This window comes from Vibrio sp. 661, assembly GCF_033339315.1.
In the GTDB taxonomy this organism is placed as follows: Bacteria; Pseudomonadota; Gammaproteobacteria; order Enterobacterales; family Vibrionaceae; genus Vibrio; species Vibrio alginolyticus.
Map to the genome: position 1 here is coordinate 148,410 of NZ_JAWOUJ010000008.1, position 22,349 is coordinate 170,758.

At 45.5% G+C, this 22,349-nt stretch carries 19 protein-coding genes; 4 read left to right on the forward strand and 15 right to left on the reverse strand.

What is annotated here, in order from left to right:
- The first annotated feature begins 59 nt into the window (after positions 1-59).
- The 3 genes from treR (at position 60) to treC (ending at position 4,381) form a co-directional block, all read left to right on the forward strand.
- Positions 60-1,007, forward strand: a complete 948-nt coding sequence (treR, locus tag R7P69_RS15375) for a trehalose operon repressor TreR (protein WP_238952225.1) — start codon at positions 60-62, stop codon at positions 1,005-1,007.
- A 176-nt stretch (positions 1,008-1,183) separates the two neighbouring features.
- Complete coding sequence (gene treB / locus R7P69_RS15380; protein ID WP_005381959.1) at positions 1,184-2,608, forward strand: PTS trehalose transporter subunit IIBC; 1,425 nt, start codon at positions 1,184-1,186, stop codon at positions 2,606-2,608.
- 87 nt (positions 2,609-2,695) lie between these two features.
- Complete coding sequence (gene treC / locus R7P69_RS15385; RefSeq protein ID WP_053350273.1) at positions 2,696-4,381, forward strand: alpha,alpha-phosphotrehalase; 1,686 nt, start codon at positions 2,696-2,698, stop codon at positions 4,379-4,381.
- 99 nt (positions 4,382-4,480) lie between these two features.
- Here treC and R7P69_RS15390 read toward each other — a convergent pair whose 3' ends face one another.
- The 3 genes from R7P69_RS15390 to R7P69_RS15400 all read right to left on the reverse strand — a co-directional run bounded on the left by R7P69_RS15390 (position 4,481) and on the right by R7P69_RS15400 (position 7,725).
- A complete protein-coding gene (locus R7P69_RS15390; RefSeq protein ID WP_005383600.1) occupies positions 4,481-5,380 on the reverse strand; it encodes a hypothetical protein in 900 nt (299 codons plus the stop codon).
- A 131-nt stretch (positions 5,381-5,511) separates the two neighbouring features.
- The gene (locus R7P69_RS15395) at positions 5,512-7,032 is read right to left on the reverse strand and encodes a transcriptional regulator (protein ID WP_238952226.1); all 1,521 of its coding nucleotides are present in this window, start codon (positions 7,030-7,032) and stop codon (positions 5,512-5,514) included.
- Between the two features lie 90 nt (positions 7,033-7,122).
- Positions 7,123-7,725 (reverse strand): YitT family protein, encoded by a 603-nt coding sequence (locus tag R7P69_RS15400; protein WP_054579054.1) that lies wholly within the window; start codon positions 7,723-7,725, stop codon positions 7,123-7,125.
- Positions 7,726-8,072: 347 nt separating this feature from the next.
- Here R7P69_RS15400 and glyA point away from each other — a divergent pair, with 347 nt between their 5' ends.
- A complete protein-coding gene (gene glyA / locus R7P69_RS15405; RefSeq protein ID WP_238952227.1) occupies positions 8,073-9,323 on the forward strand; it encodes a serine hydroxymethyltransferase in 1,251 nt (416 codons plus the stop codon).
- Positions 9,324-9,783: 460 nt separating this feature from the next.
- On the opposite strand, the gene lipA is transcribed toward glyA, so the two are convergent.
- The 12 genes from lipA to leuS form a co-directional block, all read right to left on the reverse strand.
- Positions 9,784-10,749 (reverse strand): lipoyl synthase, encoded by a 966-nt coding sequence (gene lipA, locus R7P69_RS15410; RefSeq protein ID WP_005391329.1) that lies wholly within the window; start codon positions 10,747-10,749, stop codon positions 9,784-9,786.
- On the reverse strand, positions 10,746-11,408 hold the full coding sequence (gene lipB, locus R7P69_RS15415) for a lipoyl(octanoyl) transferase LipB (protein WP_005384137.1): 663 nt from the start codon (positions 11,406-11,408) through the stop codon (positions 10,746-10,748). The genes lipA and lipB overlap by 4 nt, the downstream gene beginning before the upstream one ends.
- Before the next feature lie 176 nt (positions 11,409-11,584).
- On the reverse strand, positions 11,585-11,863 hold the full coding sequence (gene ybeD, locus R7P69_RS15420; RefSeq protein ID WP_005384135.1) for a DUF493 family protein YbeD: 279 nt from the start codon (positions 11,861-11,863) through the stop codon (positions 11,585-11,587).
- Positions 11,864-12,002: 139 nt separating this feature from the next.
- Entirely contained in the window at positions 12,003-13,181 is a 1,179-nt protein-coding gene (locus R7P69_RS15425) for a serine hydrolase (protein WP_005384132.1), read from the reverse strand.
- A gap of 91 nt (positions 13,182-13,272) precedes the next feature.
- Positions 13,273-14,076, reverse strand: a complete 804-nt coding sequence (locus R7P69_RS15430; RefSeq protein WP_017635670.1) for a septal ring lytic transglycosylase RlpA family protein — start codon at positions 14,074-14,076, stop codon at positions 13,273-13,275.
- 2 nt (positions 14,077-14,078) lie between these two features.
- Complete coding sequence (gene rodA / locus R7P69_RS15435) at positions 14,079-15,200, reverse strand: rod shape-determining protein RodA (RefSeq protein ID WP_005384128.1); 1,122 nt, start codon at positions 15,198-15,200, stop codon at positions 14,079-14,081.
- Complete coding sequence (gene mrdA / locus R7P69_RS15440; protein ID WP_005384126.1) at positions 15,200-17,116, reverse strand: penicillin-binding protein 2; 1,917 nt, start codon at positions 17,114-17,116, stop codon at positions 15,200-15,202. The genes rodA and mrdA overlap by 1 nt, the downstream gene beginning before the upstream one ends.
- Positions 17,117-17,145: 29 nt before the next feature.
- Positions 17,146-17,616, reverse strand: coding sequence for a 23S rRNA (pseudouridine(1915)-N(3))-methyltransferase RlmH (gene rlmH / locus R7P69_RS15445; RefSeq protein ID WP_017821762.1), 471 nt, complete (start codon positions 17,614-17,616; stop codon positions 17,146-17,148).
- A gap of 4 nt (positions 17,617-17,620) precedes the next feature.
- Entirely contained in the window at positions 17,621-17,938 is a 318-nt protein-coding gene (gene rsfS, locus R7P69_RS15450) for a ribosome silencing factor (RefSeq protein WP_005373015.1), read from the reverse strand.
- Positions 17,939-18,026: 88 nt separating this feature from the next.
- Positions 18,027-19,046 carry a DNA polymerase III subunit delta gene (holA, locus tag R7P69_RS15455; protein WP_238952228.1) on the reverse strand — a complete coding sequence of 340 codons (1,020 nt, stop codon included), beginning with the start codon at positions 19,044-19,046 and terminating at the stop codon, positions 18,027-18,029.
- A 5-nt stretch (positions 19,047-19,051) separates the two neighbouring features.
- Positions 19,052-19,591, reverse strand: a complete 540-nt coding sequence (gene lptE / locus R7P69_RS15460; protein WP_005384122.1) for an LPS assembly lipoprotein LptE — start codon at positions 19,589-19,591, stop codon at positions 19,052-19,054.
- Between the two features lie 152 nt (positions 19,592-19,743).
- Positions 19,744-22,317 carry a leucine--tRNA ligase gene (leuS, locus tag R7P69_RS15465; RefSeq protein ID WP_005391313.1) on the reverse strand — a complete coding sequence of 858 codons (2,574 nt, stop codon included), beginning with the start codon at positions 22,315-22,317 and terminating at the stop codon, positions 19,744-19,746.
- Positions 22,318-22,349 lie beyond the last annotated feature (32 nt).

A 22,349-nucleotide genomic window follows, 5' to 3' on the forward strand; every position in this document is an offset into this window, starting at 1 on the left:
GAGATAAGGGAAGCCACTGCTTCCCTTTTGTTTGATTCCTTCTTTTAATCTGAACACTTATGAGCAAAAAACTCACCATTCTTGATATCGCAAAATTGGCAGGCGTGGGCAAATCGACAGTAAGCCGTGTGCTTACTAACGATCCAAAAGTGAAACCCCAAACGCGAGAGAAGGTAGAGCAAATCATTCGTGAATCAGGCTACGTCCCATCAAAGTCGGCGCAGTCGATGCGTGGTGGCAGCCAAAAAGTCATTGGGGTTATCATCTCCCGTTTAGACTCACCATCAGAAAATCGCGCCGTTGGTACCATGCTCAATGTTTTGTATTCCGCTGGTTATGATGCGGTGATCATGGAGAGCCAATTCGATCGCGATAAAACCAATGAGCATTTGGATGTGCTTAGACGTCGCAACGTCGATGGGGTGATCGTGTTTGGTTTTACTGGATGTGATGAGCGAGCATTAGCGGAGTGGGGGAATCGTATCGTCGTGATCGCGATGGACACGCAAATGGTTTCCTCGATCAACTACGATAACCAAGGTGTGATAGACATGGCTTTGTCTCACCTTGAGCAGCAATCTTTATCTCGCATTGCTTATATTGGTGTTGATCCTGAAGACAAAACCACTGGCTTAGCTCGTCTAAATGCTTATAAAGCTTGGTGTCAACGCAAGCAAATTGCACCTTGTTTCCAAACGGGTAAGTTGAGCCATGAAAGTGCTTATCAGTTGGTAGACAAAGTCCTTCAATCTGATACTCAGGCCATCGTGTGCGCCAGTGACACTATCGCGTTGGGCGTGATTAAGCGTCTTCAAGAGTTAGGCCGTGAAGACGTGGTTGTGACAGGTGTTGGTGGTAATGAATTGCTCTCTTTCCTTTTCCCTAAAGTATTTAGTGTCGACCCAGGTTATACCCTTGCAGGTGAGAAGTCCGCTAACATGCTGATCAATCAATTAAATGGTGATGAGGAAGTGGTTCACTTTACTCAACAGCCTATCGTTTGTTAATCCACACTAAAACGATCTGCTCTAAAATTATACTGTGATCATTCTCAATTAATGGGACTGTTCCCATTTTGTTTTTTGTCTTCGAATGGCAATATTAAAATTAAGAAATGGGAATGTTCCCATTTATAAAAACAAAATGATGAATCGAATGTATCCAATACAGGGTGGACAAAGTTATGAGTAAGATTGCGCGTAAAGACGTGGAGCGTCTTATTGAGCTGGTCGGGGGGCCGGACAATATTGCCAGTGTAAGTCACTGTTTAACTCGCTTGCGTTTTGTTCTAAATGATACGGACAAAGCAGATACGAAACAGTTAGAAGCATTACCGATGGTGAAGGGCTGTTTTACCAACGCAGGCCAGTTCCAAGTGGTTATCGGTACTGAAGTGGATGAAGTTTACAAGGTACTGATCGGACTGACGGGTAAAAGTGAAGCCAGCAAAGACGAAGCGAAGAACGCTGCTCGTCAAAACATGAATATCGTTGAGCGTGGTATTTCCCACCTTGCAGAAATCTTTGTACCACTGCTACCTGCGATCATTACCGGTGGTCTGATTCTTGGCTTCCGTAACGTGATTGGCGACATCAAGATGTTTGATGGTCAAACGCTAACGGAAATCAGCCAGTTTTGGGCAACGGTACACTCTTTCCTATGGCTAATTGGTGAAGCAATCTTCTTCTTCCTACCAGTTGGCGTGTGTTGGTCGACAGTGAAAAAACTCGGCGGTACTCCGATTTTGGGTATCACATTGGGTGTCACGCTGGTTTCGCCGCAGTTAATGAACGCTTACCTAATTGGTAAGCAAGTACCTGAAGTGTGGGACTTTGGCTTATTCGCCATCGAGAAAGTGGGCTATCAGGCGCAAGTGATTCCAGCAATGCTTGCTGGTATGGCTCTGGCGTTTATTGAAACCAACTTAAAACGCATCATTCCGTCTTACCTTTACCTAGTGGTCGTGCCGTTTGTCTCAATCATTGTGTCTGTGATTCTTGCGCACTCTATCATTGGTCCATTCGGTCGTATGTTGGGTGACGGCGTTGCTTTCGCAGCAAAAGCAGCCATGACGGGTGACTTCGCAATGATTGGCTCAACCATCTTCGGCTTCCTATACGCGCCATTGGTCATTACTGGTATTCACCACACCACCAACGCGGTAGACCTTCAACTGATGCAAGAGCTAGGCGGTACGCCAATTTGGCCTCTGATTGCACTTTCAAACATTGCTCAAGCGTCTGCGGTCGTCGGCATCATTATCATCAGTAAAAAACATGGCGAGCGTGATATCTCAGTGCCTGCGGCTATCTCTGCTTACCTTGGCGTGACTGAGCCGGCGATGTACGGCATCAACTTGAAATACAAGTTCCCAATGCTGAGCGCGATGATCGGTAGTGCGTGTGCTGCTGCTATTTGTGGTAGTGCGGGCGTAATGGCGAACGGTATCGGTGTGGGCGGTTTGCCGGGCATCTTGTCTATCCAACCGCAGTTCTGGGGCATTTTTGCTTTGGCTATGTTAGTCGCAATGCTGGTACCTGCTGCATTAACGTTAATTCTTTATAAGCGTGCACAAGCCAAAGGTGAGCTTGAGCCTGCAAACGCGTAATTCTATTTGAGGCAGTGACTTGGCTGCCTCCTCCTATTTTTCTTTTCAAATTTTAAGTTTCCGATTACTGGTAAGTGAGTGTTAGAAATGGCTATGACCAAGCATGATGAGAGCTGGTGGAAAACCGCAACCATCTATCAAATTTACCCAAAAAGCTTTTGTGACAGTGGCAGTAAAGGCACGGGCGACATCAAAGGGATCATTTCTAAGCTGGATTATCTTAAGCACCTTGGTGTGGATGCGATTTGGCTGACGCCGGTTTACCAATCGCCAATGATCGACAACGGTTATGACATCTCCGATTATTACTCGATTAACCCTGAGTTCGGCACTATGGAAGATTTCGATACTTTGCTAGCAGAAGCGCATCAGTTGGGTATTCGTATCATCATGGACATTGTAGTGAACCACACGTCGACAGAACACAAGTGGTTCCAATCCGCACTGGGTGATAAAAACAGCCCATACCGTGATTACTACATCTGGAAAGATCCGGTAGATGGTGCTGAACCAAACAACTGGCAATCAAAGTTTGGTGGCAACGCTTGGGCGCTGGATGAAAAAACAGGCCAGTACTATTTGCACCTTTTTGCTAAAGAGCAAGCGGACTTAAACTGGGAAAACCCAGTAGTGCGTGAAGAAGTGAAAGAAGTCATCAGCTTCTGGGCAGACAAAGGTGTCGATGGTTTCCGTCTCGACGTTATCAACCTGATTTCCAAGCAGCAAGATTTTCCAAGTGACGATATTGGTGATGGTCGTCGTTTCTACACGGATGGTCCACGTGTGCACGAATACCTTCAAGAGATTAGCGAATCTGTGTTTCAAAAATACGGCAGCGTGACGGTGGGTGAAATGTCTTCCACTACGCTAGAGCACTGCCAGCAATATTCTTCGCTAGACGGCAAAGAGCTATCCATGGTGTTCAACTTCCATCATCTGAAAGTCGATTATCCAAATGGTGAAAAATGGACCAAAGCGCCGTTTGATTTCATTCAGTTAAAACAGATCTTCAATCATTGGCAAACGGGCTTAAATGGCAAAGGGTGGGGGGCGCTGTTCTGGTGTAACCACGACCAGCCACGCGTTGTCAGCCGATTAGGTAACGACGAGCAATACCGTGTTGAATCTGCCAAGATGCTTGCGGCATCAGTGCACATGATGCAAGGCACACCTTATGTTTACCAGGGGGAAGAGATCGGCATGACCAACCCGGGTTATACCGAAATCAGCCAATATCGTGATGTTGAAAGTACTAACATGTACGACATTATGGTCAACCGTGATGGTGTATCTCATGACGATATGATGGCGATCTTGGCACAGAAGTCGCGTGATAATTCACGTACACCAATGCAATGGAACAGTGCAAAACACGCGGGCTTTACTGAGGGAACGCCGTGGCTTGAAGTGGCGCAGAATTACTCTGAAATCAATGCTGAAGCTGCGGTTGCCGATTTGAACTCGGTGTTCTACTTTTACAAGCGTCTGATTGAACTGCGTAAACAGGTTCCAGTCATCACCGATGGCCGTTACGAGGACCTGCTGCCAGAGCACAAACGTATTTTCGCTTACGCTCGTCAGAACGATAAGCAAACGCTGCTGTGTATCAATAACTACTACGCTGAAGAGGTGGAATGCGTTCTGCCAGAACGTTTTGATATGAGTAAGGCGAAAAACTTGCTATCTAACTATCAAAACTCAGCAAGCGCAGTCGCGTCAAACCATCAAGTGTTACGACCTTACGAAACTCGTATTTTATTGATAGAAGAATAAACTCGGGTGTCATCACCCCTAAGATTGATGTTCGAGATGAAGGCTTTGGTGTGCTCCCCAAAGCCTTCTTTTATTGAGATATCTATAAAAAATGCAAGCTTATTTTGTTTCAATCGCTGTTAGCTGCACTTTCTCTTCGTTGATTTGTACTTGTTGTACTTTCAGCAGTTCAATTTGTTCTATCAGACCTAAGCTCGGATTAAACCAACGTTCTGCCGAAGTGGCGAACTCCATTGAGTCCATATCATCACAGTTTAGGTTGTAGATGTTCTCTTCCATCAGGTATGCCGCTTCAATTTTCTTGCCTGAGATCGAGAACGCTTTACGCACGCCAGTTTCTCGGATTTGCTGTTGCCAAACCACTTGGCAAGATGCTGTCATAGGAAGGTTTTGTACCCACTCATGCTCTTCAAAACGGTCTAGTAGGTTGTGAACTGAGTAGCCTGTAAGAGTGGTTTGCAGAGACATAGTTTCTTCACCGATGTCAATATTCGGGCTTTTCTCTTTTACGTTGTCACCGTTTAGGCGGAAAATCGGACCGCTGTGCATAAGCATGGCAATAAACTGATGACCAATGAAATAAGCGTCAGTGATTTCATGGAGTGCACCATCTGATCCTGCAAAGTAAAGCGTATTGCTCTCTTCGTCGTCGTTGTACTGCTCGTCTGAATAGTAGAACTGTTCGGCGCCGTAGTTCATCAAGTCATTAACCAACTGGACCATTGCCTCGCTGTTTGGGATTTGTGCCAATGCTGCCAATATTTGCTCGCTATCCATCGCTTGGAAGCTCAGTTTCATGTCGCCCTCTGGTTGGCCATCCAAGCTAAACGAATAGCTCAATTGTGTGTTTGGTACAGGAGCGAAAATGGAGTTGTGAATCGAGACGTCGAAACTTTCTTGAGGCACTTTGTTTGGATTCGCACTGCCAGAAGACGAACCTCCGCCACAGCCGTAAAGAGCCAGAGTTGCTGCTGCGATAAGCGTCATTTTGTTTAGCATGGTTTACATTCCTGATTGATAAGGCCGCTTCATGTTGGGCCGTTGCTTGAATGCGAGCATGCTAAGTTCAGCGAGAGAAAAAGGGCAAAAAACAAAAGATAACAGGGGTTAATGAAAGCTTAATTTTATATTTAGGTCTTTGTTTTATTTGGATTTATTTCGTTGGCTACATTAGTGCAATACTCGTTAATGAGCGCTTTCCATCGGCTTATGATTTCTTGATCGGTCACACTAACATGCAACGTTTTCCACGGTTGGAGGCAAGTCTCTTTGGATTCAGATTGAGAAAGACGCTCAAACAAGGTTTCGGAAGGTAAAACGCGCAGCAGCGCCACCAGTGATTCCATGTAGTTGAGACGGAACTGTTCAAGTTTGTTCTGCTTGTAAGCAATGTGAGACACAAAGGTATAAATCAGTGCGTTTTGGATGCGTGAGTCGCCATCTGGTGTCGTTAACAGAGCTTTTGCCCTGTCTAAGTTACCTAATTTGAAATGCAATAGACCTAACCAGAGGCTCAGCTCATCTGGCAAAACATCAAACGACGATTGTACTTGAGTTAAATACGCTTCCAGCTTTTGATGTTCGTGCTCGTATAAGGCGAGATGTCTTGCCGTTGTTATAGCCGCAAACTCATCAGATTGTCGGAGAGGTTGGCTAGAAAAGGCATTCTCGAATAACATTTTTTTGTGAATATCCGAAAGCTGCCACGTACTTGCCGAAGGTGCAGGCAGATTGAAGTATTGCGCGACATCCGAGTGCATTTGGAAAATATCCGATTGTAAGTCAGATAAACGCAGTGTGTACTCATTGCGAAACGCTAGCTTGCCCGTCGCAGGATAAATAAGGTTCATCTGCGCTTTCAAGATGCCTTGCTCTGCGCCGTCTTTTAACTCGATATTGAGCTCGTAGTCGCTGGTCTGCATGTTTCGTGCGCCAGGGAAATATGGCGTATGACCGATAGGATCAAGAAAGTAACTGGGAGCATCTTGGTTGGCGATGTCGGTGTATGGATATTCGACCTGTTGTTGCAGCAAGATGGCTTTGACCAGTATGCGGTATTTTCGCGCCTGAGAGCCGATTGAATCGACACGGTTGAGTAGTAGCTCGACTTTGGGAATCAGTAGTTGATGACGTGTTTGTTGTGTTGAGATTTCTTGGCGTTGCCATAACAAGCTTGCGAGTGTCATGCTACATACCGCAAGTATGGCACATAAGCTGTAAGCAAAAATCAGCTTGAAGTTCTTATTACTCGCCACCTGGGTTGAGATAACGCGCCGATGGTTTTTCGCTGGTGGCACTAAACGAATATTGGCAGGGTTAAGAAAGTAGCCTTTGCGGGGGTAAGTGACTAAAAGCTTAGCGGCATCGTATTCGGGTAAGTACTGCTGTAGCAGTGCACGTAAGGTGCTAATGCGGTTCGTGAGCACATTCTTAGAGATGAACTTGCTCTGCCAAATGGTTTCAATAATGGTGTCAGCAGAGAGTGGGTGGCCAACGCTTGTTAACAGCAGTTCTAATAATTCAACGGTGCGAGGTTCAAGATCAATCGCGATAGCATCTTGATGAAGGCTCTGTGTCTTCGGGTTATAGATCAGCTCTCCAATCGCAATACAACTGTGAGTCTGTTTAGCTTGTTGCAGAAAGTCGCGCATACCGTACCGATCTATTTGGAAATCGCGAAGTATTATATAGCGATTGGAGCGCGAAATCTTATAAATCGCGCTTCAATCATTATCAAAAATTTATGAACCGTAGGTCACGGAATAGCGGTGCGGTTTGTGGTTCATCGCTAACACGACATTGAGTGCAAACGCCCCCAAAATTGAAAGGCCAATCACTTCTGGTGTGACAAAGAAGAATGAAGCAAACAGGATACATGCATCGATTGCCATTTGGCTTTTGCCAACTGAAATGCCAAATTTGTCTTGGATAAACAAACACAGCACGTTAAAGCCACCTAAGCTGGAGCGATGTCTGAATAGGATCAGCATACCGAGCCCCATTAAAAGCCCGCCTGCGACGGCGCAATAAACTTCATTTACCGATTCGAGCGAGATTAGCAAATAAAGATGATCGGCAAAGATAGAAACCAACGCGCCAGAAATGGCACTATTAATGGCGAAATGACGGCCGAAGCGTTTCCATGCTAGTAAGTAAAAAGGACTGTTTGCTAAAAAGTACAGCACACCAAAGGTAAAAGGTGTAAATTGGCTAACAAGCAGAGCCAATCCAGTCGTGCCTCCCGTTAGAAGGTTCGCGGATTGGAGAAAGAAAACGCCTTGAGCTACTAAAAAGGTACCCGTGAGAATCGCTATCCAGTCTTCTTTTAATGAGTGTTTTTCCATCAATGTTGCAGTCATTAGTGATAAATAAGGCGTGCATAGTAGTAAAAAGATGATCTTTTCGGTAGCTAGAGGGTAAAATTTACGGTAAACCTATGTAATTGCTGTTTTACAGGGTGTAAAGCACAAATTTGACAGGCAATAGATTGTCGTTATGCGATTGCAATGCTGGCATGATAAACATTGCTTGTCATCATGAAAAAACTGCATGAGAAAAATTGTAAATTTCTCTTTATGACCTAAATCAAATTATGTAGAATGCGCGCCATTAGGGTGACGAAAACGTTTGCGTCGGGTCATTCAACAGTTTTTTTGCAACTTTCAGTACTAATCTGAGTCAGGAGATACAGATGCTTAAGCGTGATATGAACATCGCAGATTACGATGCGGAACTGTTCGCAGCTATCCAGGAAGAAACTCTTCGCCAGGAAGAACACATTGAACTTATCGCTTCTGAAAACTACACAAGCCCACGTGTAATGGAAGCGCAAGGTTCTCAGCTAACGAACAAATACGCTGAAGGCTACCCAGGTAAGCGTTACTACGGCGGTTGTGAGTACGTAGATAAAGCTGAAGCACTAGCAATTGAGCGTGCATGCCAACTATTTGGTTGTGAGTACGCTAACGTACAGCCTCACTCAGGTTCTCAAGCAAACAGCGCAGTTTACATGGCGCTTCTTAACCCAGGCGATACAGTTTTAGGCATGAGCCTAGCGCACGGTGGTCACCTAACTCACGGTTCACCAGTAAACTTCTCTGGTAAGCACTACAACGTTATCCCTTACGGTATCGATGAAGCTGGTCAAATCAACTACGACGAGATGGAACAGCTAGCACTTGAACACAAACCTAAGATGATCATCGGTGGTTTCTCTGCTTACTCGCAAATCGTTGATTGGAAACGCATGCGTGAAATCGCTGACAAAGCAGGTGCTTACTTATTTGTTGATATGGCGCACGTAGCTGGTCTTATCGCTGCCGGTGAATACCCAACACCAGTACCGCATGCTCACGTGGTAACAACAACGACGCACAAAACACTAGCAGGTCCTCGCGGTGGTCTTATCTTGTCAAATGCTGGCGAAGATATGTACAAGAAACTGAACTCAGCAGTGTTCCCTGGTGGTCAAGGTGGCCCTCTAATGCACGTTATCGCTGGTAAAGCAGTAGCGTTCAAAGAAGCGATGGAGCCAGAGTTCAAAGCTTATCAAGCTCGCGTAGTGAAAAACGCAAAAGCAATGGCTGGTCAGTTCCAAGAGCGTGGCTACAAAATCGTATCTAATGGTACAGAAAACCACTTGTTCCTTGTTGACCTAATCGACAAAGATATCACTGGTAAAGACGCAGACGCGGCACTAGGTGCAGCAAACATCACTGTAAACAAGAACTCAGTACCAAATGACCCACGCAGCCCATTCGTAACGTCTGGTATCCGTGTAGGTACGCCAGCGATCACTCGCCGTGGCTTCACTGAAGAAGATGCAAAAGAGCTAGCAAACTGGATGTGTGACGTTCTAGATAACATCGGCAACGAAGAAGTTATCGAAGCGACAAAACAGAAAGTGCTAGAAATTTGTAAGCGTCTACCAGTTTACGCCTAACTGCTTTTCATAGAGTGAGTCGATTTCGGTGTCGAACATACTCATTTGCTCGCGCAAACTCCGTGTGTTCTTCTAGAACTCGACTCATCTATTTTGAACATTGATATACTAAAGGTCCTCATTTGAGGGCCTTTTTGTTTGTCTGGCGTTTGGAATGAGATATAGCGAGAGTGTGTGATAAGGGGATGGCTACCAACACTGTCCCTTTTCAATATATCCAAACCACGTCATTCCGACGAGCCTAGGCGAGATCAGGAATCTTGTTGAGGCACACTCTTTTACTCAGAGTTTCCCTAAAAATCATCAGTATTCTGAAAACTGATTCTGAATCACGCTCGTTCCTCGCTGTTCAGAATGACAGTGGTAGAATGGCTTTTTATCATCATTTTCCAGATACAAAAAAGGTTGGCACTGAGCCAACCTTTCTTTTCAAAACAAGCTTTTCAAAACAAGCGAGAGCTTATTTAATCTCGATACCTTGAGCTTGCATATCGGCATGGTAAGAAGAGCGCACAAATGGACCACACGCTGCATGCGTGAAGCCAAGTTCTAGTGCAACTTCTTTTAGCTCGTCAAACTCTGATGGTGGAACGTAACGTTCTACTGGCAAGTGGTGACGGCTTGGCGCTAGGTACTGGCCTAGAGTCAGCATCGTTACGCCGTGTGCGCGTAGATCTTTCAGTACTTCGATGATTTCTTCTTTGGTTTCACCAAGGCCCATCATCAAACCAGACTTGGTCGGTACATCGGGATGCTGCTCTTTGAACTTCTTAAGAAGCTCAAGTGACCATTTATAGTTCGCACCTGGGCGAGCTTTACGGTAAAGACGTGGCGCTGTTTCTAAGTTGTGGTTGAAGACATCTGGCGGATTGTCTTTCATTAGATCAAGCGCTACATCCATGCGACCACGGAAGTCAGGAACCAGTGTTTCAATCTTAATATGCGGGTTTAACGCACGGATCTCGCGGTTACAATCGGCAAAGTGTTGTGCACCGCCGTCACGCAGATCGTCACGGTCAACAGAAGTGATTACTACGTATTTCAGCTTCATATCGGCAATGGTTTTCGCCAGTTTTTGAGGCTCTTCTGCTTCCGGTGGTAATGGGCGGCCATGAGCAACGTCACAGAAAGGACAACGACGAGTACAAATAGCACCTAAGATCATGAAGGTTGCTGTACCGTGGTTAAAACATTCCGCTAGGTTCGGGCAAGATGCTTCTTCACATACGGAGTGAAGTTTATTCTTACGCATCGCCGCTTTGATGTCTTGAATTCGTTGGCTGTCGGCTGGTAGCTTGATCTTCATCCAATCAGGCTTACGTAGCACTTCTTTCTGCTCTGTAGGCATGTTCTTTACGGGAATCAATGCCATTTTATCGGCGTCACGATATTTAACGCCTTTTTCCATCTGGATTGGTTTGCTCATGCTTTATTACCTTGAGAAGGTGCTTCTGTGCTGAATTCTACTTGCTCATAATCGAGCAAAGTAACGAGTTCTTCTATTAATTGTTTTTCTACGGCTTCTACATTGTCTGGGCCGCCAAATTGGCTGACCTGAACCATTTCCATACCTTCATAACCACAAGGGTTAATACGCAGAAACGGTGTTAAATCCATATTTACGTTCAAGGCTAAACCATGAAACGAGCATCCTTTACGAATGCGTAAACCGAGAGAGCATATTTTCTTACCGGCAACGTAGACACCTGGTGCGTCAGGTCGCGCGGCTGAGTCAATATTGTATGCTTTTAGCGTGTTGATCACGAGGTTCTCGATTGTGGTAACGAGATCTCGTACACCTAATTTTTTGCGGCGTAGGTTGATCAAGAAGTAGGCGACCAACTGACCAGGGCCATGATACGTAACCTGGCCTCCGCGATCACTTTGTACAACAGGAATATCGCCAGTGTTAATCAAGTGCTCAGCTTTACCTGCCTGTCCTTGCGTAAATACTGGGTTATGTTCTACCAACCAGACTTCATCACGGGTTTCTTCTGTGCGTTGGTCGGTGAACTCATGCATCGCCTTCCATACAGGCTCATAGTCTTGGCGGCCAAGTCGTTTTACAACAAGTTGGTGTTGCATGGGAATTCCTGTTGCTAATATATAAAGTTTTTGGATTATAAACCGGATAACCCTGATGCTCTACCGCTGCGTAACAGATTTTTAACTGAAAGCGATGTAAAGCCTCGTTATCTCTTTGATAAGTAATAAAAAAGCAGCCAAGGCTGCTTTCAAAAAAAATTTAATATATCAAAAAATTATAGAACCATGCGTACGATGTCAATTTCACCTAACTCTTTGTACAGTGTCTCAACCTGCTCGATAGAGGTTGCAGTAATGTTGATTGACACAGAGTGGTAGTTGCCCTTAGCACTTGGTTTAACGGTCGGGCTGTAGTCACCTGGAGCATGGCGCTGAATAACTTCAAGAACAAGCTCTGGAAGTTCAGGCTTTGCATGACCCATTACCTTGTAAGTAAATGAACAAGGGAACTCAAGCAGGTCTTTTAATTTTGCATCAGAGTTGATGGTTAGCATATCGATAACTCCAGTAGATATTCGTTGCGGTGCGAAATAGTACAGTCAAATTAGGGGGAACTCAAGACGAGGAGCTCAAACTTAAAAAGCCGCCCATTCAGGCGGCTTTGCGAATAAGTTTGCTACTCTAACGTTCTTTTTAGAAGAAGCTCTTGAATAACAATACGATGTAATCCCACATGCGGCTAAATAGACTACCTTGCTCTACGGTTTCTAGTGCCATTAGTGGGTACTCGGCAATATCTTCACCATCGATCTGATAGTATAGCTTACCAACTACATCACCTTTATTAATTGGGGCTTCTAGCTCTTTTTCAAGGACGAAGCTTGCTTTTAGGTTTTTCGCTTCACCACGCGGTAGTGTTACGTAAGTATCTTGGTCAAGACCCAGTGCTACGGTGTCTTTGTTACCCATCCACACTTTTTCTTCTACGAACGTTTCACCTGCTTTGTGCGGTGCCACTGTTTCGAAGAAACGGAAGCCGTAGCTTAGCAGCTTTTTGCTTTCTGACTTACGAGCATTGGCATCTTTAGTACCCATAACGACCGCAACCAAGCGCATTTGACCTTCAGTTGCTGAACTTACTAGGCTGTAACCCGCATTACTTGTGTGACCCGTTTTGATGCCGTCAACGTTCATGCTCTTATCCCAAAGTAGACCGTTACGGTTGTATTGGGTGATGCCGTTGTAAGTAAATTTCTTCTCTGAGTACACTCGGTACTCATTTGGTACGTCACGGATAAGTGCTTTACCTAGCAGTGCCATGTCGTATGGTGTTGAGTACAATTCTGCGTTATCTAAGCCATGAACGTTGGCAAAGTGCGAGTTAGTCATACCCAATGTGTTGGCCCAAGCGTTCATTAGGTCAACAAATGCATCTTCTGAACCTGCAATATGTTCTGCCATCGCAACACAGGCATCGTTACCTGACTGGACGATGATACCTCGGTTCAGGTCACGTACTTTAACTGTTGTGCCTACTTCAATGAACATCTTTGATGAATCAGGGAAGTTTTTCGCCCACGCATTTTTACTGATGGTGACATCATCATCTTCTGAGATATTACCACGCGCTAGCTCTTGGCCGATTACATAGCTGGTCATCATCTTAGTCAGACTAGCTGGAGACAATTTTGTGTTCATCTCTTTCTCTGCCAGTACTTTACCTGAATGGTAATCCATCAGCACGTAGCCCTTCGCCGCGATTTGAGGGGCATCTGGAACAACGATAGGTGATGCAAGAGCAGATTGAGCGAAAGTTGCAGAAAGGGCAACCGAAGAAACGAGAATAGATTTCACAAACTTATTTTTATTCATGGTAATTCAAATTTTTGGGTTAACTGCAGACATCTTATCAGAATCCCTAGTTATGTAAGAGGGGGATCAAAGAGAAATTCATGACACGAGGTCATTTGGCAGTGTTGTGTTTTTTAATAAATGCAGACGAATAGCCGAGCAACTTTACTTTATCTAATGTGGCTTGCGTCAGGGAATAGTCAGTAAATGGCCCTAACAACAAGCGATAAGACTCTTTCGCACTCTCTAGGAAAGTTTCTGTATCCAATTTTTGACCAAGCTCGGTACCTAAAGTTCGCGCGCGTTCTTCATTTTTTGATGATGCCACTTGAATAACGTACCTAGGGTGCGCTTCTAATGACTTTTTGTCCGTGGGCTGATTGATACTGATCACTTCAATTTCCACGTTCGCGGTGCCTGTTTTTATGACATCTAACTTGTGCGCGGCGGCATAGCTTAAATCAATGATACGGCCATCGTGAAAAGGACCTCGGTCATTAACTCGTACTATGGTGGTTTTGCCGTTGTCAGTATTGGTAACTTTTACGTAACTTGGTAACGGTAGCGTTTTATGCGCTGCCGTCATTGAGTACATGTCATAGATTTCGCCATTAGAAGTCAAATGACCTTGGAATTTTTTCCCATACCAAGATGCGCGGCCTTTTTCTTTAAAGCCTTTCGCATTGCGAACTATTTTGTAGTCTTTGCCACGCAAGTGGTAATCTTTGTTCCCACCTAGGCTGTACGGTTCATATTTAGGATGCGCATCCTCGATGTGTTCGACTGAAAGCGGTGTATCCGGTGCAACATCGGATTCGAGTTCGTAACGGCCTTCTTGTTCTTTTTGGCTAGTTGATGAACAGCCTGCCAAAATAAGAGCAGAGAAAACCAAGGAATATAAAGCGCGTTTTTGCATGTCTAGGTCGCCTTAGAGAATGCTTTTCGGTGCGTATGAATCGACATCAGAATACCAAAACCAGCCATCAAGGTTACCATTGATGTGCCGCCATAACTGATGAGTGGCAACGGTACACCTACTACAGGTAGGATGCCACTTACCATGCCAATATTTACAAAAATATACACGAAGAAGCTGAGTACAATACTGCCTGCCATCATTCGTCCAAATGCGGTTTGCGCTTGGCTGGCGAGATATAAACCTCGTCCAATAATAAATAGATAGATGGCTAAAAGGCAAAGGAAGCCAATCATACCCCATTCTTCAGCAATTACTGCAAAGATAAAGTCAGTGTGTCGTTCAGGAAGAAATTCTAGTTGTGACTGCGTACCTTGCAACCAACCTTTGCCGGAAATACCGCCGGAGCCAATCGCAATTTTACTCTGAATAATGTGGTAGCCCGCTCCTAGCGGATCAGACTCCGGGTTAAATAGAGTACGAACTCGCACTTTTTGATACTCTCGCATCAAGAAAAACCACAGAATTGGAATGAAACCACCTAATGCAATCGCAGCACCAGCAATTATTTTCCAGCTAATGCCTGCGAGGAAGATAACAAAAATACCGGAAGCCGCGATCAGGATTGAGGTACCTAAGTCAGGCTGTTTTGCAATGAGAATGGTTGGTAAGCAGACCATAATCAGTGCAACAATGAGTGTTCTTAGCGTTGGTGGGAGGGGCTGTCTACCAACATAGCGAGCTACCATTAATGGCACCGCGAGCTTCAATAGCTCTGACGGTTGAAAGCGCACAAAACCGAGGTTAAGCCAACGCTGCGCGCCTTTCGATGCTTCACCGAAAAACAGCACGCCGAAAAGCAGTATAACGCCACCAACGAACATCAAAGGTGCCAAGCTTTCGTAAGTTCGTGGAGAAAGCTGTGCAAGGACGAGCATCACAACGAGTGAAAGCACCATTCGCATGGCTTGGCGATCCATCATCAGTAAACTTTGGCCACTGGCGCTGTACATGATCACCAGGCCAAACCCCATCAGGGCCAGTATGCCAAGTAGGAGTGGTAAGTCGATATGGAAGCGTTCAAACAGGGCGCGATTTTTACCTGTAGAGGGATCCATCTTCATTACTGTTTTACCTCTTTCTTCGCATTGTTTTCAGGCTCAATTTCTTCTGGACCAAGAACGACTCGGTCAAAAATTTTCCTTACTACTGGGGCACCGTTACTAGAACCACCACCGGCATTTTCTAGTACTACAGTGACGACCACTTTAGGATCATCAAATGGTGCAAAGCCAGTAAATAACGCATGGTCACGTAAGTGCTCGGCGATCTCATCGGCGTTGTACTCTTCGTTTTCACCCAGACCGAAGACCTGTGCAGTACCTGATTTACCCGCTGTTTCATAATTCATTTTGTAGAATGAGCGACGAGCTGTTCCGCGCGTGCCATGGTTTACCCGACGCATGCCTTCTTTCGCCATATCCCAGTACTTTTTAGGCACATTCTTGATTGGTGGGTAAGTCACGTATTCTGTCGTTTGCTGCTCTTCGAAGTCGTTACCATTTTCTATCGTCGCTTTGAGCAAGTGAGGTGCGATCACTTCTCCCTCGTTTACTAATACGGAGGTTGCTTTGGCGATTTGCATTGGTGTTGCTGTCCAATATCCTTGACCGATACCCACAGGGATCGTATCACCTTTATACCATGGGGTTTTATGGCGAGACATTTTCCAGTCACGAGTCGGCATATTCGCCTTACTTTCTTCGTAGATATCAATGCCAGTGTAATCACCAAAACCGAACATCATCATCCAATTCGAAATACGGTCAATACCCATGTCATAAGCGATTTGATAGTAGAAGGTATCAACAGACTCTTCGATCGACTTAATGATATCGACGCGCCCGTGCCCCCAACGCAACCAGTCACGAAACGGGCGTGTGTTGGAGTTTGGTATGCGCCAATAACCAGGGTCATTTCGTGTGGTGTTAGGTGTGACGACACCTTCTTGCAGCGCGGCTACCGCCATAAATGGTTTGATGGTAGAGGCCGGAGGGTAAATGCCAAGTGTAGTGCGGTTGACCAAAGGGCGGTTTTTATCGTTCAAAAGGGCACGATAGTCTTTACCTGAGATTCCGTGCACGAACGAGTTAGGATCGTAGCTAGGACTTGAAACCATAGCCAGTACGCCGTTGTCTCTAGGATCGATCACTACAGCACTGCCTCTGCGGCCATCCAATAATTGGTGTACGTACAGCTGCAAGTTGATATCAAGGTTTAAAACGATGTCTTTTCCGGGTACAGGTGGAACGTACTTTAACGTACGAATTACTCGGCCGCGGCTGTTTACCTCGACTTCTTGATATCCGGCTGTACCGTGTAAGAGGTCTTCGTAGTATTTTTCAATACCCAGCTTACCAATGTCGCGAGTGGCTTGATAGTTTGCGTCTTTTTCTTCTCGGATCAGGCGCTGCATGTCGCGATCATTGATTCGAGAAACGTAACCAATCACGTGGGTTAAGACTTCGCTGAAAGGGTAGTAGCGCTTTAAGGTCGCACTTATTTCCACACCCGGAAAGCGGTACTGATTGACGGAGAATACCGCTACTTGTTTTTCGTTCAGTTGGGTAAGCAGTGGGACCGATTTAAATCGACGAGTCCGTTTACGCTCGTGGTGGAAACGTTCAATCTGGTCTGGTGTAATTTCCAGAATAGTTTGTAATTCTTGGATGGTTGCATCAATGTCTTTAATTTTTTCTGGGGTCAGTTCTAAGTTAAAGACGGGACGGTTCTCTGCCAGTAAAACGCCATTTCGGTCATAAATTAGACCTCGGTTAGGCGCGATAGGCACTACTTTGATGCGGTTATCGTTCGAGCGGGTTTGATAGTCTTGAAACTGGTTCACCTGAATGTTGTACATGTTGGCAACCAGAGCTCCCATCAAGACAACAATGCCGATAAAAGCAACAATAGCGCGGCTGGCAAACAGACGCGCTTCGGCTTGATAATCTCGGATTTGACTGCGGCGTTTACGAATCATTAACGCTTGGCTCTAAAGTTAAACAACGATTATTCGCGATGATAAGGGTGGTTAGCGGTGATGCTCCACGCTCGGTACAAGCTTTCTGCCATTACGATACGCACTAGAGGGTGGGGTAGCGTTAAGGCAGACAATGACCAGCTTTGGTCTGCTGCAGCTTTGCATGCAGGAGCGAGTCCTTCGGGACCGCCGATTAATATTGATACATCACGGCCATCTAATTTCCAAGCTTCTAACTGCTCAGCGAGTTGAGGAGTGTCCCATTTTTTACCAGGGATATCTAACGTGACGATACGGTTGCCTTTTGGTACCGCCGCGAGCATCGCTTCCCCTTCTTTTTGCAGGATGCGAGCGATATCGGCATTCTTACCACGCTTGCCAGCAGAGATTTCAATCAACTCCAACGGCATATCATGCGGGAAACGGCGACGATATTCTTGAAAGCCTTCCTCAACCCATTTTGGCATTTTTGTGCCAACAGCAATTAGTTGAATTTTCAAAAGATTAACCCCAGAGTTTTTCTAGCTGGTAGAGTTCGCGGTGCTCTTCTTGCATCACGTGAAGCATGGCGTCGCCCATATCTAGGACTACCCATTCACCTTCGTTTTCACCTTCCATTCCTAGTGGCTCAAGACCGGCTTTTTTCACTTCTGTTGCAACATGGTCAGCGATGGATGAAACGTGGCGTTTGGATGTACCAGTACAGATGATCATGTAATCTGTCACGCTTGATTTATCTTCCACATTTAGGACGATAATGTCTTCCGCTTTCATGTCGTCGGCTTTATCAGCTAAAAAGTCTTTCAGTTCTTCGCGAAGCACTCGGTTTTCCTCGGTTTGTCTCTTATCTCTACAGTGTTTTACATTCTTGCTTGCAAAACAGGTCGCGCACTATATCACGCTTTGATTTTTAAATTGCCAGCTTAATATCAGGAGAGCAGGTTTCTAAGCTCAACTGATGAATAGTTGGCCATACAGACTCGTCATATTGAGTTTTGGCTTTTATCTCTGCTTGAGCCAACAAGGAGAGCAATGCACAAATACGACTCGCCGATAAGCGGGTCAGTGCTGCGTTATAGAGTGGACGCTTGTTTTGCCAAACTCGATATTTCTCAAATACCTGGTTCATTCCCATTTGAGTTAAGTCTTGATGCATATTTAAAAGTTGGCTCAACTCTTTTTGTACACTTCGAATCAAGATCACGGTCTCAACCCCTTCCGCCTCAAGTTGGCGAAGAATGCGTTGTGCACGGTTTGCTTTACCTGCCAGTAAGGCGTCGATCCAGTTAAAGGTAGTGAAGTGATTATGGCGACTTAGGGCTTCCTCTAAACGTATGATGGTCAGCTCACCATCCGGATAGAGTAGGGCCAATTTCTCTAAGCTTTGTGTCAATGCAAATAGGTTACCTTCATGCCATTGAGCCAACATTTGCAGTGATTGCTGATCGGGTTTTAGTCCCAACGTGCGGCAACGTGTCTGAATGAACATAGGTAGGCGTTGAAGGTCTGGCGACAAGCAGCTTACCCAATCGCCTTTTGAGCTTAATGCTTTGAACCATTTCGCATTTTCTTGGGCTTTGGTCAGTTTGCTACCAACAATGACGAGCATGATGTCATCATGAAGCATATCACACAGTGTTTGCAGCTCTTTGCTGACGGCGGTTGTCACGCCACTTTCAGGAATTTCAAGCTCAATCAATTGACGGTGTGAAAACAGACTCATCGCTTGGAAACAGTCGTAAACTTGGTTCCAGTCGATGCTAGCATCCACAGCAAAACGGTGTTTTTCCTCAAAACCTTGCTGAAACGCTGCCTTTTGGATTGCTTGGCGGCTTTCTTGAATCAGTAACGGCTCATTACCAAAGATTAAGTAAACCTGTTTAACTTGTTTAGTTAAATGATCCGTTAGCTTATCGGCATAAATTCGCATAGTGACTAAGAGTTTTTGTTCGCTGGCTCAGAGATTTGTCCTGCTTCATATTCGGCACGAATACGACCCAACTGGCGCATCATCTGTTTTGCGGCTTGCAAGCGCATCTCGTCTTCAATTACGTCACGCTCAACAGATTTTGCAAGTGCGGTCAACGGGTTGTCTAGGTAGTTGCGGTTTACTGTTGTCGTAAAGTTTTTAGAACCATAGCCAGGAATTGTCACACGGTATTTTACTACGTATGTCAGCTCTTTTTCTGCTGCACGGCTATTTTGATAAAGCGATAGTGTACGCTCATCGATTGTCGCTTCCGTCAAATGAAGGTTGGGTACCGTCGATGATGGTTGAACAAGTTCAACTTTGTTCAGTTCGAGTTGAGAGCGAACATAGCGAGTTAATTCACTGTATTCATCGTAGCTGGAGAAAGACATAGTGTGCAGCTCTTCCGGTACGGAATACTCGCCGCGAAGGTGAAAACCACAGGCAGAAAGAAGCCCCGCTAATACCAATACCACTGGTAGTTTAATCAAAGAGAAAAAGCGCATTGATTGTATTCATCCTAAATTGAAGGGGTTATTTACCTTAAACCACTCATGTGAATGGTTTGAGGTAAATAAACAGGGTAGCTAACTACCCTGTTTAATGACTCTTGGTTAACAAATAAGTTCGCTACACAGAGACAAATTGACAGCTGTGATTAGTTTGCAACGATGTTCAGCAGTTTACCTGGAACGTAAATGACTTTACGAATAGTCAGGCCATCAGTGAACTTAACCACGTTTTCGTCGTTTAGACCAAGCTGTTCGATATCGTCTTTAGAGATATCCGCTGGGACTGTTAGCTTCGCACGTAGCTTACCGTTAACTTGAACAACGATAGTTTTTTCGTCTTCAACTAGCGCTTTTTCGTCAAACGTCGGCCATGCCGCGTTATCAATGTCTGTTTCACCTAGTGCTGCCCATAGCTCGTATGAGATATGCGGAGTGATAGGGTAAAGCATGACAACAATAGCTTTCAGTGCTTCGTCAAGGATTGCACGATCTTGCGCAGATTCTTGAGGCGCTTTCGCTAGTTTGTTCATCAGCTCCATGATCGCTGCGATCGCGGTGTTGAATGTTTGACGACGAGCGATATCGTCCGTCACTTTCGCGATAGTCTTGTGAACGTCACGGCGAAGTGCTTTTTGATCACCAGAAAGCGCTGCGGTATCTACTGCTTCTGCTGCGCCTTTCGCTGTGTGCTCTTTCACTAGTTTCCAAACACGTTTTAGGAAGCGGTTCGCACCTTCTACGCCAGACTCTTGCCATTCAAGTGTCATGTCCGCTGGAGACGCGAACATCATGAATAGACGTACTGTGTCAGCGCCGTACTTGTCTACCATTTCTTGAGGGTCGATACCGTTGTTCTTAGACTTAGACATCTTGATCATGCCTGAGTGCGTTACATCACGACCTTCAGTGTCTTTAGCAGAAGTAATGCGGCCTTTACCATCACGTTCAACGGCTACGTCTGTTGGAGCTACCCACTCTTTACCACCTTTCTCGTTCTCGAAGTAGAACGCATCAGCCAGTACCATGCCTTGACACAGTAGTTGCTTGAACGGTTCGTCAGACGTTACGTAGCCCGCGTCACGTAGCAACTTGTGGAAGAAGCGTGAGTACAGTAGGTGCATACAAGCGTGCTCGATACCGCCGATGTACTGGTCTACTGGTAGCCAGTAGTTTGCTTTTTCTGGATCTAGGATGTCGTCTGCTTGCGGTGAACAATAACGCGCGTAGTACCAAGAAGATTCCATGAATGTATCGAACGTATCTGTCTCACGTAGAGCAGGTTCGCCGTTAAAGGTTGTCTTCGCCCACTCTTTGTCTGCTTTGATTGGGCTGGTTACGCCGTCCATTACCACGTCTTCTGGAAGAATCACTGGTAGTTGGTCAGCAGGTACTGGGTGAACTTCACCGTCTTCAGTCGTTACCATTGGGATTGGTGCGCCCCAGTAACGTTGACGAGATACACCCCAGTCGCGTAGACGGAAGTTTACAGTCTTAGTGCCTTTGCCTTCTGCTTCTAGCTTCGCTGCAATTGCATCGAACGCCGCTTGGAATTCGAGGCCGTCGAATTCACCTGAATCGAACAGTACGCCTTTCTCTGTGTATGCTGCTTCAGAGATGTCTAGCTCGCTGCCATCAGCAGGCTTGATAACAGGCACGATGTCTAGACCGTACTTCGTTGCGAACTCGTAGTCACGTTGGTCGTGCGCAGGTACAGCCATTACCGCGCCTGTACCGTAGTCCATCAGTACGAAGTTTGCTACGTATACTGGTACTTCGCGGCCGTTCAATGGATGAATAGCAGTAAGGCCAGTTGCCATACCTTTCTTCTCCATTGTCGCTAGCTCAGCTTCTGCAACCTTGTTGTTCTTACATTCGTCGATAAACGCTGCAAGCTCTGGATTGTTCTCTGCTGCAAGAGCTGCAAGAGGGTGGCCGGCTGCGATACCCACGTAAGTCACACCCATTAGCGTATCTGGACGTGTTGTGTAAACTTCTAGGTCTTGTTGACCCTTAACTTCAAACTTCAGTTCAACACCTTCAGAACGACCAATCCAGTTGCGCTGCATGGTTTTCACCATTTCAGGCCAACCTTCAAGCTTGTCTAAGTCGTCTAGTAGCTCTTGAGCGTACTCAGTGATTTTGATGAACCATTGAGGGATTTCTTTTTGCTCTACAGGCGTATCACAACGCCAGCAACAACCGTCTTCAACCTGCTCGTTTGCAAGAACAGTTTGGTCGTTAGGACACCAGTTAACAGAAGAAGTCTTTTTGTAAACTAAACCTTTCTCGTAAAGTTTAGTGAAGAACTCTTGTTCCCAGCGGTAGTACTCCGGTGTACATGTTGCGAATTCACGGTTCCAATCGTAACCAAAGCCTAGAAGCTTAAGTTGGTTCTTCATGTATTCGATGTTTTCGTAAGTCCAAGGTGCTGGCGCAGTTTTGTTTTTTACTGCTGCGTTTTCTGCAGGTAGACCGAATGCGTCCCAACCGATTGGTTGCATCACGTTTTTGCCTTGTAGGCGTTGGAAACGAGATACTACATCACCGATAGTGTAGTTGCGCACGTGACCCATGTGCAGTCGACCACTTGGGTATGGGAACATGGACAGACAGTAGAATTTTTCTTTATTTGGGTCTTCACTTACAACAAAGGTTTTGTTGTCATCCCAGTGCTTTTGAACTTTTTGTTCAATATCTTGTGGGTTGTATTGTTCTTGCATCGATGGTATCCGTTATCTTGGAATTTGTGAGT

What these genes read in the sequence shown, in the direction of transcription:
- lipB (WP_005384137.1), bottom strand. Translation starts at nt 11,408, where the DNA reads ATGCAACACCAACTTGTTGTAAAACGACTTGGCCGCCAAGACTATGAG.
- holA (WP_238952228.1), bottom strand. Translation starts at nt 19,046, where the DNA reads ATGCGAATTTATGCCGATAAGCTAACGGATCATTTAACTAAACAAGTT.
- R7P69_RS15430 (WP_017635670.1), bottom strand. Translation starts at nt 14,076, where the DNA reads ATGCAAAAACGCGCTTTATATTCCTTGGTTTTCTCTGCTCTTATTTTG.
- R7P69_RS15390 (WP_005383600.1), bottom strand. Translation starts at nt 5,380, where the DNA reads ATGCTAAACAAAATGACGCTTATCGCAGCAGCAACTCTGGCTCTTTAC.
- treB (WP_005381959.1), top strand. Translation starts at nt 1,184, where the DNA reads ATGAGTAAGATTGCGCGTAAAGACGTGGAGCGTCTTATTGAGCTGGTC.
- R7P69_RS15400 (WP_054579054.1), bottom strand. Translation starts at nt 7,725, where the DNA reads ATGGAAAAACACTCATTAAAAGAAGACTGGATAGCGATTCTCACGGGT.
- lipA (WP_005391329.1), bottom strand. Translation starts at nt 10,749, where the DNA reads ATGAGCAAACCAATCCAGATGGAAAAAGGCGTTAAATATCGTGACGCC.
- rodA (WP_005384128.1), bottom strand. Translation starts at nt 15,200, where the DNA reads ATGAAGATGGATCCCTCTACAGGTAAAAATCGCGCCCTGTTTGAACGC.
- lptE (WP_005384122.1), bottom strand. Translation starts at nt 19,591, where the DNA reads ATGCGCTTTTTCTCTTTGATTAAACTACCAGTGGTATTGGTATTAGCG.
- treC (WP_053350273.1), top strand. Translation starts at nt 2,696, where the DNA reads ATGGCTATGACCAAGCATGATGAGAGCTGGTGGAAAACCGCAACCATC.
- mrdA (WP_005384126.1), bottom strand. Translation starts at nt 17,116, where the DNA reads ATGATTCGTAAACGCCGCAGTCAAATCCGAGATTATCAAGCCGAAGCG.
- R7P69_RS15425 (WP_005384132.1), bottom strand. Translation starts at nt 13,181, where the DNA reads ATGAATAAAAATAAGTTTGTGAAATCTATTCTCGTTTCTTCGGTTGCC.
- leuS (WP_005391313.1), bottom strand. Translation starts at nt 22,317, where the DNA reads ATGCAAGAACAATACAACCCACAAGATATTGAACAAAAAGTTCAAAAG.
- treR (WP_238952225.1), top strand. Translation starts at nt 60, where the DNA reads ATGAGCAAAAAACTCACCATTCTTGATATCGCAAAATTGGCAGGCGTG.
- R7P69_RS15395 (WP_238952226.1), bottom strand. Translation starts at nt 7,032, where the DNA reads ATGCGCGACTTTCTGCAACAAGCTAAACAGACTCACAGTTGTATTGCG.
- glyA (WP_238952227.1), top strand. Translation starts at nt 8,073, where the DNA reads ATGCTTAAGCGTGATATGAACATCGCAGATTACGATGCGGAACTGTTC.
- ybeD (WP_005384135.1), bottom strand. Translation starts at nt 11,863, where the DNA reads ATGCTAACCATCAACTCTGATGCAAAATTAAAAGACCTGCTTGAGTTC.